General features: G+C 50.4%; 14 protein-coding genes. 10 read left to right on the top strand and 4 right to left on the bottom strand.

Going from position 1 to position 15745, the window contains the following annotated elements:
* Positions 1-7 precede the first annotated feature (7 nt).
* Positions 8-982 (bottom strand): helix-turn-helix transcriptional regulator, encoded by a 975-nt coding sequence (locus tag MHH28_RS09800; RefSeq protein WP_405114352.1) that lies wholly within the window; start codon positions 980-982, stop codon positions 8-10.
* A gap of 150 nt (positions 983-1132) precedes the next feature.
* On the opposite strand from MHH28_RS09800, the gene MHH28_RS09795 reads away from it, so the two are divergent.
* From MHH28_RS09795 to MHH28_RS09775, 5 genes are all read left to right on the top strand, one after another.
* Complete coding sequence (locus MHH28_RS09795; RefSeq protein WP_405114350.1) at positions 1133-2290, top strand: copper amine oxidase N-terminal domain-containing protein; 1158 nt, start codon at positions 1133-1135, stop codon at positions 2288-2290.
* 196 nt (positions 2291-2486) lie between these two features.
* Positions 2487-3374 (top strand): N-acetylmuramic acid 6-phosphate etherase, encoded by an 888-nt coding sequence (gene murQ / locus MHH28_RS09790; RefSeq protein ID WP_405116976.1) that lies wholly within the window; start codon positions 2487-2489, stop codon positions 3372-3374.
* Between the two features lie 26 nt (positions 3375-3400).
* Positions 3401-4819, top strand: a complete 1419-nt coding sequence (locus MHH28_RS09785) for a PTS transporter subunit EIIC (RefSeq protein ID WP_405114348.1) — start codon at positions 3401-3403, stop codon at positions 4817-4819.
* A gap of 74 nt (positions 4820-4893) precedes the next feature.
* On the top strand, positions 4894-5631 hold the full coding sequence (locus tag MHH28_RS09780) for a MupG family TIM beta-alpha barrel fold protein (protein ID WP_405114345.1): 738 nt from the start codon (positions 4894-4896) through the stop codon (positions 5629-5631).
* Positions 5632-5692: 61 nt separating this feature from the next.
* The gene (locus tag MHH28_RS09775; RefSeq protein WP_405114343.1) at positions 5693-6544 is read left to right on the top strand and encodes a MurR/RpiR family transcriptional regulator; all 852 of its coding nucleotides are present in this window, start codon (positions 5693-5695) and stop codon (positions 6542-6544) included.
* A 47-nt stretch (positions 6545-6591) separates the two neighbouring features.
* Here the strand turns inward: MHH28_RS09775 and MHH28_RS09770 are convergent, their stop codons facing one another.
* Positions 6592-7479 (bottom strand): LysR family transcriptional regulator, encoded by an 888-nt coding sequence (locus MHH28_RS09770; RefSeq protein WP_405114341.1) that lies wholly within the window; start codon positions 7477-7479, stop codon positions 6592-6594.
* Positions 7480-7605: 126 nt separating this feature from the next.
* Here MHH28_RS09770 and MHH28_RS09765 point away from each other — a divergent pair, with 126 nt between their 5' ends.
* Positions 7606-8793, top strand: coding sequence for a CynX/NimT family MFS transporter (locus MHH28_RS09765; protein WP_405114339.1), 1188 nt, complete (start codon positions 7606-7608; stop codon positions 8791-8793).
* A 43-nt stretch (positions 8794-8836) separates the two neighbouring features.
* Here MHH28_RS09765 and MHH28_RS09760 read toward each other — a convergent pair whose 3' ends face one another.
* Together MHH28_RS09760 and MHH28_RS09755 are read right to left on the bottom strand one after the other, a co-directional pair.
* The gene (locus MHH28_RS09760; RefSeq protein ID WP_405114337.1) at positions 8837-9535 is read right to left on the bottom strand and encodes an ATP-binding protein; all 699 of its coding nucleotides are present in this window, start codon (positions 9533-9535) and stop codon (positions 8837-8839) included.
* Positions 9536-9537: 2 nt separating this feature from the next.
* Complete coding sequence (locus MHH28_RS09755) at positions 9538-10290, bottom strand: LytR/AlgR family response regulator transcription factor (RefSeq protein WP_405114335.1); 753 nt, start codon at positions 10288-10290, stop codon at positions 9538-9540.
* Between the two features lie 244 nt (positions 10291-10534).
* Between MHH28_RS09755 and MHH28_RS09750 the strand changes: the two genes are divergently transcribed.
* From MHH28_RS09750 to MHH28_RS09735, 4 genes are all read left to right on the top strand, one after another.
* Positions 10535-10813: a PqqD family protein gene (locus MHH28_RS09750; RefSeq protein ID WP_405114332.1), complete on the top strand. Its 279-nt coding sequence runs from the start codon at positions 10535-10537 to the stop codon at positions 10811-10813.
* 9 nt (positions 10814-10822) lie between these two features.
* Positions 10823-11917, top strand: coding sequence for a radical SAM protein (locus MHH28_RS09745; protein ID WP_405114330.1), 1095 nt, complete (start codon positions 10823-10825; stop codon positions 11915-11917).
* A 280-nt stretch (positions 11918-12197) separates the two neighbouring features.
* A complete protein-coding gene (locus MHH28_RS09740; RefSeq protein WP_405114328.1) occupies positions 12198-13940 on the top strand; it encodes an ABC transporter ATP-binding protein in 1743 nt (580 codons plus the stop codon).
* The gene (locus MHH28_RS09735) at positions 13937-15697 is read left to right on the top strand and encodes an ABC transporter ATP-binding protein (RefSeq protein WP_405114326.1); all 1761 of its coding nucleotides are present in this window, start codon (positions 13937-13939) and stop codon (positions 15695-15697) included. The genes MHH28_RS09740 and MHH28_RS09735 overlap by 4 nt, the downstream gene beginning before the upstream one ends.
* The last annotated feature ends 48 nt before the right edge of the window (positions 15698-15745 follow it).

Below are 15745 nucleotides of genomic sequence, written 5' to 3'. Positions count from 1 at the left end.
CTTCTTTTTAATAGCCCGCATCGTCCATGTAGTGCCTGCTGATCTCACGGACTCTGTCCTGGATCAGAAGCTTCAGCTCAAGCGGCTCCCGGATACGGATCGCTGTACCGAACGACAGCAGATACTTGGGGAGGTACTTGTTCATGGACGGAACATCGAGCAGGAACCGTGCCTCCCGGTCGGTCCGTTCCGTCAAATAGTGACGCAGATGCCAATTGCTGCACAGCTTGTTCAGCGTATCCGGCTCCCCTTCGATGCGGATAACCGCAAGGGGGCCGTCTTCTTCCCGCTCCTCTTCCGCCTGGCTGCGGAAGTAATCTGACACAGAGAACTGCTCCGGCCGCTCGAAGCAGTTCTCTGTCAGCTCCAGCGCGGCAATGCGGTCCACACGGAAGGTCCGCATGGCCCTGGACTGGTGGCAGAACGCGACCACATACCATTCGCTGCGGTCATAAGCCAGGCCATACGGATCGGCATCACGTTCATCGGCCTGCGCAGAATTCACCTTGCGGTAGGTGAGGTGTACGGTTCGTCCGTCCTTTACCGCCTGCTCAAGCTCCCGCAGCAAGGGAACCACAGACGGCGCACGGGACGGAGCAATGACATCGAGGCCGCTTGTTTGAAGCGACAAGTCATGGCGCTGTTCTTCGTGCAGTCCGTTCTCCACCTTCTTGAGGGCGCTCTCCAGCTCCTTCGCATAAGGATAACCTGCGCCTACCGCGAATTTATAAGCATCTACCAGTGCCTTCAGCTCTAACGCATTGAAGAACAGCGGGGTCTCGCTGAAGCTGTCCAGAATATACACTCCGCCGTCATGCCCGGCTTCCGCAACCACCGGGACGCCGCTGGCACCAAGCGCATCTATATAACGGTACACGGTACGTACGCTGATCTCCAGACTGTCCGCAATCTGTGCGGCAGTGAGTTTTTTTCCGGCCCGCAGCATCCATAACATAGCCAGCATATTATCCCATTTTGCCAATTGTGTCTCTCTCCCAAGCCCGCCATTCATTCATCCGGTGAACGGCGGGCATTTTTTTCTCAGTCTACCATTTAATATTCTGCTGTTCCATCCGCTTTATGCTATGATGTGAAATATGGTATTTTCTGAGAGAGGAGGAGGAGGCGCTTTATGATCACTTTTAAAAAAATCATGCAGATTATTGGTCTTAGTGTTCTGGTCACGGGTGCGACTCATTCCCCGGCCCCGGCTGCAGCAGCTTCCGGTTCCAACCAACCCGCCCAGTTACCCGCGATTCAAATCTATCTGAATAACTTGCCGATCACCACCTCCGCAGGAGGAGCCACACTGATGAATGGGACTGTGATGCTCTCACTGGACAAGCTATATGTCAGTGGGGCTACAGTTAGTTATGATGAACATACGAGGATGATCACCATTAATAACCTGTTCACGACAGGCAGCATGAAGATCGGCAGCCGGAATGCCTCTGTGAACGGGAAGCAGATCACCTATTCCGCAGCCTTCCAGCAGGTGAATAAGCAGCTATACATACCTTTGCGGTTCGTGAATGATGCCATTGGCGGATCACTGGACTGGAATGCTAAGAAACGTGAAGCGTTCATCAGCTATCCTCAATTTGTCGGCGACGGTATGACACACAAGAATGCGTATTTCTTGAACGGGGTGGACGGCACTTTATACAAACGTGATGCTGCGGGAGCAGTTCACTCTGTGGGAGTCTCTTCAGGCAAGCTTGAGCCTTATTATATTGCGGGCACGCAGATTACCTCGGTGAAGATTGCTGAGGATGCGGACCTTGTGACGATTCAGAACTCTAACGGTGAACCTGCAATGAATCTGTCGGTATACCACCTGTTTGTGGCCAAAGGAGCGATTCTGCGCCAATCCAAAGCGAACTATTGGCAGTTCACTCCAGAGGATCTGAAGACGTATGGCGGTAACGCCGTGATGAACGATGGTCATGCGGTCCGTCTAATCGCCCCCGATGGCTCTGTCAGGCAGACCTGGAATCTGTCGAAGCTGGCAGGAACGCCAGATGAGACCTATGCTATCGAAGCCATAGGCGGGAACTTTCTGATAGCCCGTTCTTCCAAGGAAGGTTTGCTGACGCTACTGGATATCGGCGCTAACCGGGCGGTCCTCCTCTACAAGGAATTCGGAATTGATCCGCTGGATATGACAGGATTTAAATACGATGGGATTCAATTTGCAGGGAGCAGTGATGACGAATCAGAACTGCGGTTTGAGTTCACCGGTAGTAAGAAGGAGAAGCAATCTTTTACTTATCTGTTGGGTGGGGTTTGATGGAAGAGTAGAGGGGAAATATAAGGATAAGCGAAACAAACTCTTGTGTTCATCGCAGGGGTTTGTTTTTTTATGCGTTTAATCTTTATATGATATTTAATTTTAATTAAATAATAATTATGTTGAAATAATATTTCAGTAATGTTATTCTGCATTTAGAGAGCGATTTCATAAACGGAAAAGGATGATGGAAATCATGTTAGAGCATTTGACAACGGAGACCCGCAATAAGAAGACAATGAACCTGGATGAATTAACACCGCTTGAACTTCTGGAAGTGATGAATGAAGAAGACCACAAGGTTGCACAAGCAGTGAAAGTAGTCATACCGCAGATTGCCGAAGCCGTGGAAGTGATTACAATGGCGATCAAACAAGGCGGACGTTTAATTTACATGGGGGCTGGAACAAGCGGCCGTATCGGCCTGCTGGATGCTGTTGAATGTCCGCCAACCTTTGGAACAGCACCTGAGGAGGTAGTCGGGCTAATTGCCGGGGGAGAGAGGGCGTTTATCAAGGCAGTCGAAGGTGCAGAGGACAATGAACAATTAGGGATGCAGGATCTACAGGATATTAAGCTGACAGCCTCAGATGTTGTCGTCGGCATCGCCGCCAGCGGACGCACACCCTATGTAATCGGCGGATTAGAATATGCCAATTCTATTGGAACCCCCACGGTGGCCGTGAGCTGCAACAAAGATTCAGCGATTGGAAGAATCGCCGGGATTGCGATTGAAGTCGTAAATGGACCGGAAGTGTTAACCGGGTCAACACGTTTGAAGGCAGGGAGTTCGCAGAAATTAATCTGTAATATGCTTTCAACCGCTTCCATGATTCGGACGGGCAAAGTATATGGAAATTTAATGGTGGATGTACAGTTAACCAATGAAAAGCTCGTAGAACGTGCCAAACGGATTGTGATGGATGCAACAGATTGTGATGCGGACACGGCAGAGGATTATCTGAACCGGGCAGGCCGCAAACCGAAGATTGCTATTGTGATGATTCTTACGGGGCTAACTAAAGAAGAAGCTGTGCAACGGCTGGAAGAATCTCAAGGCTTCGTCCGTCAGGCGATTCAATAATACGATAAGAAGAAGGGGGCAACAACATGAGTAAATATCATGATTTAGCGGTCAAAATATTAGGGGCCATCGGCGGCCGTGCGAATGTATCTGAGTACACCCATTGCATGACTCGTCTTCGTGTAACCGTTGTGGACCGCAGCCGGATCGCTGAAGCAGACTTGAAGCATATCGACGGGGTTCTGGGAGTAGTGGATGATGAAACCTATCAAGTCATTCTCGGACCTGGAGTTGTAACCAAGGTAGCTGAAGAATTCGGTAAAGTGTTAGAAGAAAGCAGCTCTGAGAGCGACTGTTCAACTTCGGCTGAACAATTACAGGCAAAGGGCGCACAAATGAAAGCGCAGCTGAAGAAGAAGAATGACACGCCGTTCAAGAACTTTTTGCGCAAAATAGGAAGTATCTTCATACCGCTTATTCCTGCCTTCGTGGGTGCGGGCTTAATTGCGGGTATTGGCTCGATTCTATCGAATAATATTACAGCGGGCAACCTGGATACTGCAACCTGGCAGCAATATGTAACGATATTAAATGTAATTAAAAATGCGATTTTTAGCTACCTGGTTATCTATGTCGGCATTAATGCAGCCAAGGAATTTGGCGCTACTCCTTCTCTGGGAGGAGTGATCGGCGGCGTAACGCTGTTAACAGGGGTTACAGCGGACCTTACGATTTCTAATATATTTACGGGTACACCTCTGACACCGGGTCAAGGCGGGGTTATCGGCGTTCTCATCGCCGTATGGATGCTGTCCATCGTTGAGAAATATTTGCGTAAAGTGATTCCTGATGCGGTTGATATTATCGTTACCCCTACAATCGCCTTGCTGGCTGTAGGGCTGATTACCATCTTTTTCATCATGCCGTTCGCCGGATTCATCTCCAGTAATTTAATCGGAGCGATTAACTGGACGTTAGAAGTGGGTGGAGCATTCTCAGGCTTTGTACTAGGAACAGCGTTCCTGCCGCTTGTTATGTTAGGGCTGCATCAGGTATTGACGCCGATCCACATTGAGATGATCAATGATTCAGGGATGACGCTGTTGCTTCCGATGCTGGCTATGGCCGGTGCGGGTCAGGTTGGGGCTTCCATCGCCTTATGGATTCGCTGCAAGAAGAATAAATCATTAACGAACATGATTAAAGGTGCCCTTCCGGTCGGTATTCTGGGCATCGGCGAGCCCCTGATTTACGGGGTTACTTTACCGCTGGGCCGGCCGTTTATTACAGCTTGTATCGGCGGCGGGATTGGCGGGGCAGTCATTGGTTTATTCGGCAACGTTGGAGCCATTGCTATTGGCCCTTCCGGGGTTGCGTTAATTCCCTTGATTGCGGGTGGATTATGGCTGAAATACGTAATAGGCTTAGTTGCAGCTTACGCTGGCGGATTTATCGCTACTTATCTTTTCGGTACACCCAAAGAGGCTATGGCAGAACAGGATTAAGCGACCCTGAAAGAGTGAGGTGATTCCAGTGCTCGGAATTTCAATTTTTGTGGCGGACCGCCTATTCCAACAAAATGAGAATCGCCTTAAATGCCAGCACCTTAACCCCGGAATTCTTAGCAGCATTGAAAGGGCATTCCATTTGTCTTGAGAACATTGAGGCCTGGCATAATTATTACCCCCGCCCGGAGACAGGTCTGGATAAAGAACCGTTCATAGCGAAGAATAGGTGGCTGCAAGCGGAAGGGATTACGACGATGGCCTTTATTCCGGGGGACGGGCTGAAGAGAAAACCGTTATTTCAAAGTTTGCCAACCTTAGAGAAGCACCGGAATCAATCCTCTTTTCTAGCCTACCTGGAATTGGAGCAGGATTGTGCAGTGGACAAAATTTTCGTAGGCGATTTAACCCTTTCTGAAGACTCACAGATTCAATTTCAGCGGTATGAAGAAGGGATTATTCCTTTGCGGGTTACCCAAGAATGGCCTTATGCCTTATGGGATAAGATCCATCGCAACCGCCTTGACGCTGCCCGTGATGTGATTCGCTCCGAGACGGCACGGACAGATTCAGAACGATTTAGCATGACCCGAAGTATTACGCCTATGCATACAAACAAGCGGCCTAGAGGGACGATTACCGTCGATAATTATTTGTATGGCCGTTATGAACATGAGCTGCAGATCACCTTAAGAGACCTGCCGGCGCATGAAGCTGTTAATGTGATTGGTCATGTGATAGAAGAGGACCTTCCTCTATTAGACTATGTCAGCCAAGGGGGAAGACGCTTTAGCTTCACCGCTGCTACTTAATGATTACTCCCCTCTATTTTGTTACAATAAGGAGAATAGACTGAGGAGAGGAGTTAAGAACTTGGCAGCAGGAAGTATGATTTCTCAAATTGAACTGGTCTTAAATGAACTGCCGGAATCCGAAAAGAAAGTAGCGGAGTACATTCTTGCCAATGCTAAAGAAGTGATGCATATGAGCATACATGAGTTAGCAGCCAAAGCGGAGGCGAGCAGTGCGGCGGTTGTCCGTTTTTGCCGGTCATTGGGCATCGAGGGGTTCCCCGCGCTGAAGATCCGTTTATCCGCTGAAGTAGAGAACTCGAATTATGTGGGATACTTCGATGTTGAATCGAATGAAACGGTGCATTCCATTATTGACAAAATGTTATCGAATACAATCCTGACCTTTCAAAATACGGCCAGCCAACTGGATGCGCAGTCCATTGAGCAGGCCGTTAGCCTGCTGCAACAGGCCGAGGTGATTTATGTTTACGGGATCGGCGCCTCTTTTCTTATTGCCGAGGATGCAGCGCAGAAATGGCTCCGGCTTGGGAAAAATGTATACGCTATTTCAGATCGTCATTTATTGGCAGCGGCCATGGCCACGAAGTCAGAAAATGCGGTCTTCTGGGGCTTCTCGTATAGCGGCGAAACGAGTGAGGTCATCCAGCTCATTAAACGGGCCAAGGAGCAGGGCATTAACACCATCAGTCTCACGCGTCCTGGAAATAACAAGCTCTCCCAGCTGGCGGATGTGTCTTTGTTTACAGCCCGTGCGCCGGAAGCCAAGCTGCGCAGTGCGGCAACAAGCTCCAGATTCGCCCAATTATTTGTACTCGATATTGTTTTTAGCGTATATGCTTCAGCCGAGCATGATTTTACGGTGGAGCAGCTGGCGAAGACCCGGAAGATGATAGAAAACCTGTATGATTAATGTTGAACGCCTACACAAGCTGAACAGCGTTCTAATGTCTGGATATTTCATTTAAGATGGTTCATCCAGAACTCCCTCAAATCATCGATAAAAGTATGGGTAGCCTTGCTGATGTAACGGTCTGCCCGGTAGATTAAGCTGAGCTGGCGGATCGGCGGCGAGTCAAGGATGGGAATGGAGCGGAGTCCGCTCTCCTTCATCGCGTCCATGAGACTGCCGGGCTGCACGGTACCGCCAATCCCCGCCTTGACCAGCCGGATCAGCGAGGTGGCCGATCCGGTCTCCATGATCGGTTCCAGCGCGAAGCCGGCCTCCCGGCACGTATTCTCGACCAGCTCTCTGCCGATAAAGGTCCGCGGGTACATCACAAGCTGGAGATGCTGAAGCTCAGACAGCTCGATATGACTCTTGGCAGCGTAAGGGTGATCCTCGCGGACAATCAGATGATACGGCTCCCAGCCGAGATCAACCCTGGTTAACAGTTCATCGCGCGGCCCCTGGAGGCAGATCCCGATGTCCAGCTTGTTATCCAGTACTTCCTGCTGGATAATCGTCGAGGCGAACACCTGAAGCCGGATATTAGGATAATCCTGGTGGAACTTAACCAGCAGCGGAGTTAACTGGTAATCGAGGTCGGAAGGCAGCAGCCCTAGCCGGATGGTGCCGCGGTTATCCATGCGCAGCTCGTCAATCGCGGCCTTGGCGCTGCGTTCATTGTGAATCATCCGGGTGGCATAGTCCTTCAGGAGAGTACCGGCTTCGGTAAGGGCAATTTTTTTGCCGATCCGGTCGAAGAGGGGCAGTCCCAGTTCTCCTTCCAGTACCTTGATCTGCTGGCTTAGCGTGGGCTGGCTGATCCCCAGCTTCTCGGCGGCCCGGGTGAAATGCAGCTCTTGACAGACAGCCAGAAAATAATGCAAATGGCGGGTTTCCAATGGAATCACTCCGTTCATAGAATTATCATAGTTATATCCTATTATAATAATAGAAATAATAGTATTGAACAATACAAGGCACGCATATATACTCGAGCTAGACAAGAAACACACAAATTATATGGCTTGGAGTTGATATCGTTGCCTTTCCTGTTATTATTCATCGCCCTACTGGCTGCCTCATTAAATATGCGTCCGGTTATTACGTCCGTCTCTCCGCTGCTTAGCAATATTCAGGGGGACCTGGCAATGAGCAGTCTGCACGCCAGCCTTCTGACTACGCTGCCTGTTCTGTGTATGGGCTTATTCGCACCGGTTGCCGTGGGCATCAGCCGCCGCTTCGGTATGGAGCGTACAATCTTTGCCTCCATGGTGCTCATCGGGGCGGCCACTGCCGCACGCGGAGTGTTATCCTCGGCGGGTGGGCTTATTATCACGGCGCTCGCAGCAGGCGTAGGCATCGGGATTGCCGGTCCGCTGCTGTCAGGCTTCATCAAGCGTTATTTCCCCGGCCGCTCCGCTATGGTTAGTGTCTATTCTGCTGCATTAGTGCTGGGAGCATCCCTGGCAGCAGGGCTGTCTGTCCCCTTGTACACCTGGCTGGACAATTCCTGGCAGCTGTCGCTGGCGGTATGGGCCGTATTGTCACTGGTAGCTCTTCCTGCCTGGTGGAGAATTGCAGCTAAGCCGTCTGTACAGCCGGAGGCTCAGAGTGTGCATGCCAGACTGCCCTTGGCGAACAAGCGGGCGTGGCTGCTGACCGTATTCTTCGGCCTGATGGCCAGTGTCTTTTATTCGCTGACCGCCTGGCTGGCGCCGATAGCCATGTCTATGGGCTATAGCCGCCATGATGCGGGCAACCTGCTCACACTCTTCACCTTGATTCAGATTCCGGTGAGTATTCTGGTGCCTGTCCTGGTCGCCAGGTTCCAGCGTCGAACCTTATGGCTGGTGCTGTGCAGCCTGTTCGAGCTAAGCGGGCTGCTACTCCTGCTCGGCTCAGGTTCACCGTTCCTGAGCGCAATCCTGCTTGGGATCGGTGCCGGAGGATTGTTCCCGCTGGCGCTCATGCTGCCGCTGCTCATGACTCAGCGGGCGGAAGAGGTGAGTGCCTGGTCCTCCCTGAGCCAGGGAGGCGGTTATATCCTCGGAGCCCTGGGTCCGCTGGCGGTGGGCCGCATCCTGGATGCCTCGGGTTCATTCCGGCTTGCCCTGACCGGCCTGGCTGTGGTCACTGTGCTTATGATCGCGGTACAGCTCATGATCGGCAGAAGCTCCCGTGAAGGGCTACGCTCTAAGGAACAGTTAAATTGAGGTGTGGACTTCCTGTTCCATATGCCTGCACGGCAATCTGTATTTAGCTGCCGATCTTCGCATAAGGCAGAACAACAACCGTTTCGTACTTCCCGGGCTTGACCGTCGTTCTCAGATGCCCGCCGTATTTGCCGGTAACCTGCTGAATAGTACTTAAGCCGATTCCGTGCAGCTCCGGATGGGCCCGGCGGCATGGCGCTGCTGTGCTGGCGGGAGCGGCCATGGAGTTGCCAATATAGATAACTAGGGCATTGTTGTTCGAATGGATATGAAGCTGAATGGATCTGTTCTCTGCCGGCCGGACCTGTCTTGCAGCATCTATGGCATTATCCAAAAGGTTGCCAAGGACTATGCACAGATCATAGCGTTCAATGTTAACAGGTGCACCGGTGAGCTGTACCTTATGCTGCATGGCAATATTCAGGTCAGAGGCGAGGTTAAGCGCATGACTGACCAAGGCATCCACCGCCAGGTTGCCGGTAGTGATGGTGTTGCAGGAGGCCTCGATCTGGTGCAAAATCCCGTTGATATGAGCTGCGCCTTCTGCCGCATGACCTGCTTCAATACAGGTGCGTATGTATATCAATTGCTTATTTATATCATGAATGATTCGCTTGATGCCCATGAAGGAATGTAAGGTATCCTGATAGCTGAGCTCCTGGGCTTCGAGCTGTCTGTGCAGACGGACATTCACCTCGGCCAGCCGCGCAGCCTCATTCCTCCTCCTGAACCATAGGACCATCGTTATCCTCTCCCTTGAATTTCTTCCAGCACATACCCCGCATAGACATCCTTGAAGGCCTTCGACTGGGAACGTCCAATAGGATATTCTTCATCACTTGACATGACCACAGAGTTCGCGTTGAATCTGCGGACATGCTCCAGATTGACAATAATGGAACGGTGAATCAGCAGGAACGGATTGCCCAGCTTGTCCGCATAGCTCTGCAAGGTGCCATTGATGAGGTATTCCCGGGAGACAGTGATGAGCTTCAGCTTGTTTTGGGCGAGGGAATGCTTGATTTTGACAATGGCAATAATATCGGGCCGCCGCAGCACCACCTGATCATCCTCTACCTTAATGGTGAAGAATCGGTTCGGGCTGGAATGAATATACCTGCACAGCTTAAGTATTTTGTCTTGGAACAATTCATAAGGGACCGGCTTGAGCAGGTATTGGAAGGTCTGAACGTCAAAGCTGTCCATAATGTATTCAGGATAGCTGCTCAGGAAGATAATTTGCACATCGCGGTCGGGCAAAGAGCGGATCGCCTGGGCGGTCTCAATTCCGCTGATTCCGGGCATTTCGACATCCAGAATCAGCAGGTGATAGGTGTATTCTCCCTGCACAGCTTTGTAATCCTGCAGCAGCTGTTCGCCGGAAGAGAAGCAGTGGACATCAAATGAATAGTTAGTCGACAACGACAGCAGCTTGAAGTACTGCTTCACCTTGCCTAGAACCTTGGCATCATCATCGCACACGCCTACATGAAACAATTCTATCTCTCCTTTTAAGTGGCTTCATTCCTCATAGATTGGCAGTAAAATGGATCAGGGAATGCGTTTGCATGCCTTATTATACCATTAACATACATAATATTCCATAAAATGAAGAGATACGTTATATTGAATTCAGAAGAGATGGAAGAGATCAATGATAGATTCAAATGTGAAACAAATCACGTTATGCCGCGGCTATCCAGCAACAACCATCTGTTATTTCCCGTAAGGATGTGAGTGAATGAACGCAAGTACGTTATTGTCCAAAGTCAATGTTATCCATGAGGATCTTGGTGAAGAATCACTGGTGATGGACCGTAATCATGGGATGTTCTTCTTGAATCAGACCGCCAAGTATTTGTGGGAGCACTGCAATGGACGAACGATATCCGAAGTTGCCGGTATGCTCCACGAGCAGTGTCTGGAGAAGGACCAGCTTGAGTTAAGCGATATTATTAAGGACTGTATTGGCGCATTTGAAGAGCTGGAGCAGAGAGGTTTTGTGAAAATAAGGAAATGAGGTGCTAGTGTGGAATTGTTATCCCCGGCCAAGAGCTTTAGATTAGGCGGTTGTTATCTGGAGATCACTTCAAACTGCAACCTGCGCTGCCTGCATTGCTATAACGAATCCGGCGTTCTGCAGGATCAGATTGATATGCCTACCTTCATGAGCATCATTGATGATCTGCCGGATCATCCCGATACAAGCATTACCATCTCCGGGGGAGAACCGACTTCGCATCCTTTGTTCTGGGATTTCATGGAGGCGCTGCAGAAGAAGCAGTTCGGCATGGTGCTGGTCATCACGAACGGCACTTATATTACCCGCGAGGTTGCCGGGAAGTTCGCTGCTTGCAAAGTTGCCATACAGCTGAGTGTGAATGGTTCGCGCGCGGAGATTCATGATCAATTATGCGGGCGGGGCAGCTTCAACCAGACGATGCGGGGCCTGAAGCATTTAATCGATGCCGGGATGAGTGAGCGGATCCTGATCCGCAGTGTGCTGACGGGCTTCAACAAGGATGACATCGTTCCTCTGCTGAAGATGACCGCTGAGCTTGGGATACCGCAGGCTGAGATAGCGAGCCTCAGTAACCTGGGCCGGAGTGAGGACAACCGCAATAATCTGTACCTGGATATTCTGGAGAAATCCGCACTGGTGGAGACATTGGAGCAGCATCCGGAGGTAGTGGAGCTTATAAGCAGCGGTGTGAAGATCACACTGCCCGATGATTTTACGGGAGCCTGCCCGTTGTTGAATGGAGTGACCGAAGATGCTGACCGGATTCCGTTAACACCGAGAATAGATTCCTCCGGTAATGTGTTCCTCTGCCAATTATTCACGGACGCCCAGTATGCGATCGGTAATGTCAATGAGACCAGCCTGTCCTCCATGCTTGAGTCGCAGCAACTGGTGAATCTCGTCAAGTTCATGCAGGTGGGACAGAACTATATGAACCAGTGCCAGAGCTGTATATGGAATGGGACTTGCGGCAAGGGGTGCGTAGCGCTCGCAGTAGCCAACGGAGGCTCAATTCAGGATACAGACGGCTGCTGCAAGGTTAGAACGAAATATTATGTCTCTGAGCTGAAGAAGAACAGAAAGGCTCTGGTGCCGCAGTAATCCGGTAGCCAGTGACTTGAAAGGAGGTGAGAATATGAGCTATATCAGACCTATGATTGAAAAAGCAAGCACAGATTCAATGATCACTCCTGCAGCTTGCACAAATGGTTTCAGCTGTCCGAAAACATTCAACTGTGGAAGCTACTCCTGTAAGAAGAACTTTAAATGCGGAAACTGGTAAACCCTGATCCGCGGCATACTTAATACATTCCATATCACTGACAAGAACATGGTTATTTCCTATAATCATGTTCTTTTCCAGGAAAGGGAGGGGGAGCGCTTGAAGGAATATAAATGGGTTCTGTCCATCTTTTTCAGACAACAGCCGGTAACCATGGTATCTATCCTCCTGCTCTATATCTTAATGTACGCCCTGCAGCCCTTGGAGCTGCTCCTGCTTGGGCGGATCATCGTCAGCCTTGGGCACCCGTCCGGGGTGATGTCTATTGCCATCCTCATTATTGCCTATATCCTCGTATACTCCCTCAAGAATATTCAATACGCCTTTTCGCTGCTGTTCATAGAATTGCTGGAGAATAAGGTCGGTGCACTGCTGCAAAGACAGATGTTCGGTGCTATTGCCCGGGCCGAGTTAGACAAGCTGGATCAGGCGGATTATCTGCTTCAAATTGAGCGGGCGAAGGACACTTTGTGGTACAAACTCACGAATGCCGTTAACGATGTATTCCATTTCCTCGGGTCCATTGCGGGCTTCTGCATGTCTGCACTGATTATAGTCAGGCTGGGAGTTCTGTATGCAGCTGTCTTTATTGTACTCGGGCTGCTCTATAACTATTTCGTGAAGCGCAACACGGAGGAGCATATTGCTGTAACGAAGCGGCAGGAGCATGAGGACCGGAAGCTGAACTACTTGAGCCAACTGATGCAGGACCGGAGCAACCAGAAGGAGATTAGGAGCTTCCGGATTTTTGAATGGCTGGAGGCGAAGCGGCTCTCCAAATTCGATGAGATCAGAGACCTGAATATGGCCTTCAGCCTGAAATGGACGGTGATTGGCTGTATATGGTCAGGGCTGATGCTGAGCCTGGAGAATAGCACACTGCTGTTCATGTGTTATGCTGTGGCGCTGACAACGCTGAGTCTGGATCAGCTGATCGTGTTAACGCAAGGGCAGGGTCAGATCATCGAGGGGGTCAATTCCTTCGCCGAATTCTTCTCCGAAGCCCGCAAGAATAAGATCTACATTCAAGAATTCAGAGAACTGATTACTCCTCAGACACAAACAGCGGTTCCTTCGGACAACCCTTCTCCGGTCTTATTAAGAGCCAGACTGGCGATGGAGCTGAACAATGTCTCGTTCTCATACGGCAATGCCCCCGCAGTGTTACAACATATTAATCTGCACATCGACAAAGGCGAGAGCATCGTGCTGGTCGGTGAGAACGGAAGCGGCAAGAGCACATTGGCCAAAATTATGGCGGGCCTGCTGAAGCCGACGGAAGGAAGCGTCCATAGTTACTGTAAGACAGCAACCGCAGCTTTTCAGGATTATGCCAAATTCGAATTCTCGGTCCGGGATAATGTCGGCCTGGGCGATGTAGCGGGTATCAACGACAACGACAGAGTTACAGAAGCAACGGTTAAAGGCCAGATTCACCAGGTCATCCAGCAATATCCCAAGGGACTGGACACGATTCTGGGCAAAAAGTTCGATGCGGACGGTATTGAGATGTCGGAAGGCCAGTGGCAGAAGGTGGCGATCAGCCGAGCGTTCATGCCCGAGGCTGATTTTATTATCTTCGATGAACCGTCTGCTTCCCTGGATGCGTTGTCGGAGATTCAGCAGTTCCGCAATATCGGCAAATATTTTCGCGGCAAAAGTGTTGTGCTCATCTCGCACCGGATCGGAATTGCCAAGCTCGCCGACCGGATCGTATTTATGAAGCAGGGGGAGATCGTGGAAGCGGGCACCCATGCCGAGCTGATGCAGCTGCAGGGTGAATATTACAGCTTCTTCAGCAATCAGGCCAAATGGTATGATACGGGAGATCAAGTCATATGACAACGAAAATGCTGGTTCATGTCCGCAATCTCAAGATGATCGTCAGGCTGTTCTGCACCAAAGATTTGTACCTGTCACTGGTACTTATGGCGCTCAGTGCACTGCTGGCCCCGGTGGGAGCCTGGCTCTACAAGCTCCTGATCGATGGCCTCGCCTTCGTCCAGTCTGCCTCTGCCGTAACACACAAGCTGTTAATCCTTGTCGCCGGATATACCGTGCTGAAGATTGTCCTGGAAGGGATAGAGCATATTACGGCGCATGTTAACAATCGTCTGAAATATAACATTAACCGTGAATTCATCAGACAGGTGAACAAGAAGCTGTCTGTTATTGATATGGAAGAGCTAGAGAATCCGGCTGTCTATGATCTGCTGGAGCGGGTCCAGTCCAATGTGAACAAGGGGATTCTGGCCTACGTCAACAACTCCTTGTCTGTCGTACTTCCCGTGTTCTCCATGTTCTCCTTTATCTTGCTGCTTTTGAAGATTAATCTGTATTTTCCCGTTATTGCGGTGCTTGCCACCATACCGTATTTGCTGCTGATGAATGCACAGGGCAAGCGGAGCTACTTCCAGGCGGTTGAACAGAGCAAGCCGCTGCGCCGGTTGAACTATATGTACGATGTGCTGACAAGCCGAAGATATGCCAAGGAGATCCGCATGTTCGGATTGATTGATTATTTCAATGACCGCACGGAAAAGATCCGAAGCGAGGTGTGGAGAGAGAAGTTCGGGCTGCTGCTGCATTATACGCTGGGCGGAGCGCTCGTTGATCTCTTGCGGAATATTGCGCTGGGAATCTGTCTGCTCATCACCTGCATAGGCGTCATAGAGAATAGAATGAGTGTAGGCGATTTTATGCTGGTGATCACAGCGATGCAGGCCATAACAGGCGCTCTGAGCAGTATGGTGAATAAAATCAGTTCCATGAACAATTACACGCTGTATATGGAAGATATGCTGAATTTCCTGGATCTCCCCGAGGATGCCGGCGGCGGACATAAGACGCTTGCGGATGCTTCCACCCTTCAGTTCAAGCAGGTGGATTTCAAATACCCGGGCAGCGGGAGCCTTACACTGAAGAATATTGAATTAACAATCCGTAAAGGCGAGAAAATTGCCTTAGTGGGCGAAAACGGCAGCGGTAAAACGACCTTCATCCATGTGCTGCTCGGCTTGTACAAGCCGACTTCAGGGGAGGTGCTGATCGGTGGAGACCCGTTAGCCGATGTCATAGATTCGTTCAGAAGGAAGACGGTCTGTGTATTTCAGAATTTTATTAAATACCAGTTCTCGGTCGCGGATAATATCCGGGCGGGAAATTTCGGACAAGAGTTCCAGAAGGAGTCGCTGCGGATCTTCCATCTGGAGGACTTCATCGATCAGCTGCCGCAAGGCCTGGATACCCAGCTAGGCCAGCTGGAGAACAATGATACGGAGCTGTCGGGCGGACAATGGCAGCGGCTGGCAATTGCCAGAGCGCTCAGCCGCGCGGACAGCGAAATTCTGATTATGGATGAGCCGACAGCCAGCCTGGACCCCAAGGTGGAGACGCAGATCTATGAAGAGTTCTCCGCGCTGTGTGAGAACAAGACGACAATCATGATCTCACACCGGCTCGGTGTGACCCGGCTCTGCGATACCATCTACGTATTTGACCAGGGGGAGATCTGTGAAGCGGGCTCGCACACAGAACTGATGAACCGGCGGGGGAAATATTATGAGATGTATACGGCCCAGAGCTATTTGTATGCTTAATGACATGGAATAAACAAGAAACAAAAGGATATAATTGACATTGGTTGA

The organism is Paenibacillus sp. FSL K6-1217, assembly GCF_045040735.1.
Taxonomy (GTDB): Bacteria; Bacillota; Bacilli; order Paenibacillales; family Paenibacillaceae; genus Paenibacillus_AQ.
This window is presented reverse-complemented; position numbering and strand designations above follow the sequence as displayed.